A 3,298-nucleotide genomic window follows, 5' to 3' on the forward strand; every position below is an offset into this window, starting at 1 on the left:
AATTATAAAGAGAACCAATGGCATGAGCAGGTAAGAGATAAGGTTGTAGAGGACATTGAAATTATGAGATCGGTCAAAGCATCGGGATATCGGGGAGAAGCATTACTTGCGAACGGCTTTATATTCTGCAGAATGTACGGCAGTTTCAGGGAAGCATTTCAGGGCTTCAGTAAGAACTTCCTGGCGGGATTCAACAATAATATATTCGGCTTATCTTTTTACTTATTATTAGTAATTCTTGGCCCCTTAGCCATTGCATATATTTTAAGCCCGGAACTGTTATTCTTTGCCTTATCATTAATAATTTTGAGCCGTGTGATGATTTCCCTGATGTCTGGCCAGAATGTGTGGTATAATATCCTTTTGCATCCCTTACAGTTGATTTCCATGGTCTTTATCGCAGTTATCTCAGTCAAAAAATATTTCACTAAAACAATAGTCTGGAAAGGAAGGCCGATCAGGAATTGATGTTTAACAAAACCAATATTTGCAGTTTAATTGTAATACTCTTCCACTGTGTGGGATTATATGGCTTCCTGAATCCGGAGCTCAATGATTTTTTTATCAAGCTCGTCCCTTTTCATTTGCTGCTGATGCTATCGCTTATGATCGTTTCAGGCTATGATGGCACCCGAGATATTTTATTATTCGCCCTGATGGTATATGCCGCAGGATTTCTAGTTGAAGTTGCCGGTGTAAATACTGGGCTAATTTTCGGGTCATATACTTACGGGTCTACTCTGGGACTAAAACTCTGGCAAACTCCGCTCATGATTGGTGTGAACTGGCTTATTCTCGTATATACTACCGGAGTTTTGTTGCAGCCTATAAAGATTAATAAATACGCGCTTGCAGCCCTTGGTGCAGCTGTGTTAGTAAGCACCGACTTTCTGATCGAGCCCGTGGCTATAAAATATGACTACTGGAGCTGGCAGGGAGGAGTGATTCCGATGCAGAACTACATAGGATGGTTTATTGTTGCTTTCATCATGTTCCTTTTCTTTAACCGAATGAATTTTAGGAAACAAAACCCTGCGGCCATCGTTCTCTTTGTTACACAGCTCGTATTCTTTATCGTTCTAAACTGGTGGGCTAGCTAAGAAAGAATTTCGTATTTTTGTAAATGCTTGTATAGAAGCTCAATCAATTATTCTTTATGAACTATAATCTTCAGGTAACGATAGATCAGGACTCCGGCTTTTGCTTCGGTGTTGTCTATGCCATTGATATGGCAGAAGAGATTCTTGCGGAAGATGGATACTTATACTGCCTTGGGGACATCGTGCATAATGATGAAGAAGTTACCAGGCTCAAAGAAAAAGGCCTGCGTATTATTTCTCATGAAGATCTGGTAGAAATAAGGAACGAGAAAGTGTTAATCCGGGCCCATGGTGAGGCACCGGAAACGTATAAGATTGCCCTGGAAAACAATATTACTCTGATTGACGCATCGTGTCCTGTGGTGCTGAAGCTTCAAAATCGCATAAAAAATACACACGACAGCAAAGAGAAGGTGCTGATATTTGGCAAACACGGCCACGCCGAAGTTATAGGGCTACAGGGGCAGACTAACAACGAAGCAATTGTATTCCAGGACATATCTGAACTGGAAGATGTTGACCTTCCCGAGAAGTTTACACTTTACAGTCAGACGACCAAAAGCACCGCTAAATTTTACCAGATAAAGGAAGAACTCATTAACAGGGGTTACGACATAAAAGCCAACGATACGATTTGCCGGCAGGTCTCGAACCGGGATGAAGAATTGCCTAAGTTCGTTAAGAATTTTGATCACATAGTATTCGTTTCAGGCAAGAAATCGTCGAATGGTAAGGTCCTGTTTGAAGTTTGCCGCAAGCATAATCCCAACACGTATTTTATCTCTAATGAATCCGAGTTGAACAAGGAGTTGTTTAATCCGGGCGACAAAATTGGTATTTGCGGAGCGACATCTACTCCGATGTGGCTGATGACCCAGGTAAAGAAGACACTTGAAGCATTCTGATAGACGCTGAAATGTCTGGACTAAAAACATATTTTGGCGTCCTTGCCGCTATCGCCGTCATAGGTGTATGGCTGATTTCAATCATACTCCTGATGAATTGGGAGATCCGATTCGATAACCCGTTAATATATATCATGGTTTTAGTGCAGATGCACTTGTATACGGGGCTTTTCATCACCGCCCATGATGCCATGCACGGTACGGTATCGCGGAACAGAACGCTGAATGATATTATTGGACAGGTCTGCACCTTTTTATATGCCTGCTTTCCTTTCAAAAAACTCTATACCAAACATCATGAACATCATAATCATGTTCATACCGAGAAAGATCCTGATTACCATGACGGCAGTTTCCTGATGTGGTATTTCAAATTTATCAGAGAATATATCTCCTGGTGGCAAATAGTGCTGATGGCTATTATCTTTAATATCCTGAAATTGTGGATCGCTGAGGAAAATCTCCTCATGTTTTGGGTTCTGCCTTCACTGCTGAGCACTTTACAGCTTTTCTATTTCGGGACATGGGTACCTCATCACGGTGAGCATGAAAATAAATATCAGTCACGTACATTGGCCAGGAACCACTTTTACGCCTTTATTACCTGCTACTTCTTTGGTTACCACTACGAGCATCACGATTCACCGGGTACTCCCTGGTGGAAGCTTTGGAAACTCAAGGAGGCAAATCCTTAATTGTTGTATTAAAGTCAAATCGGCAGGAGGACTTTCAATTAAGCCCTCTCAAAGTTATATTTGCCGCTCTCGAAAAGTATATGAATAAAAAAGGCGTTTTACTTGTAAATCTGGGCACTCCCGACAGTCCTTCAACTTCTGATGTGCGGAAATATCTTGATGAGTTTCTGATGGACGAACGTGTTATCGATGTCAATCCCATTTTACGGACCTTTCTTGTTAAAGGAGTAATCGTCCCTTTTCGTGGCCCAAAATCTGCCAAATTGTATAAAGAGATTTGGTCTGATACTACGGGTTCGCCTTTACTCCACTACAGTATCCTGCAAAAGGATTTGCTGCAAGCTAAAATAGGCGATGATTATCATGTCGAACTGGCCATGCGTTACCAGAGTCCTTCGATTGAATCTGCACTGGAGAAATTGAAAGCCGCTCAGGTTGATAGTATAAAAGTGATTCCTCTGTTTCCGCACTACGCCTCAGCTAGTTCGGGATCAGTGCTTCAAAAAGTGATGGAATTGGTCAGTAAATGGCAGACGATCCCCAATATTTCATTCGTGAATTCTTTTCATGATAATGAATTAATGATCCGGGTGTTCGC

Annotated in this window: 4 protein-coding genes and 1 pseudogene; all 5 read left to right on the forward strand. The window is 41.6% G+C overall.

The window, feature by feature from the left end:
* Window positions 1–468: pseudogene (locus WBJ10_RS15655) on the forward strand (glycosyltransferase); the annotation flags it as partial.
* The gene (locus WBJ10_RS15660; protein WP_424291962.1) at window positions 468–1,100 is read left to right on the forward strand and encodes a carotenoid biosynthesis protein; all 633 of its coding nucleotides are present in this window, start codon (window positions 468–470) and stop codon (window positions 1,098–1,100) included. The pseudogene WBJ10_RS15655 and the gene WBJ10_RS15660, both read left to right, overlap by 1 nt.
* A 56-nt stretch (window positions 1,101–1,156) precedes the next feature.
* Window positions 1,157–2,005, forward strand: coding sequence for a 4-hydroxy-3-methylbut-2-enyl diphosphate reductase (locus WBJ10_RS15665; RefSeq protein ID WP_424291964.1), 849 nt, complete (start codon window positions 1,157–1,159; stop codon window positions 2,003–2,005).
* Between the two features lie 11 nt (window positions 2,006–2,016).
* Window positions 2,017–2,700: a fatty acid desaturase gene (locus WBJ10_RS15670; protein ID WP_424291966.1), complete on the forward strand. Its 684-nt coding sequence runs from the start codon at window positions 2,017–2,019 to the stop codon at window positions 2,698–2,700.
* An 80-nt stretch (window positions 2,701–2,780) separates the two neighbouring features.
* On the forward strand, window positions 2,781–3,298 hold a 518-nt coding region (hemH, locus tag WBJ10_RS15675), incomplete at its 3' end, for a ferrochelatase (RefSeq protein ID WP_424291968.1).

The sequence above is a fragment of the Daejeonella sp. genome (assembly GCF_049655485.1).
In the GTDB taxonomy this organism is placed as follows: Bacteria; Bacteroidota; Bacteroidia; order Sphingobacteriales; family Sphingobacteriaceae; genus Daejeonella.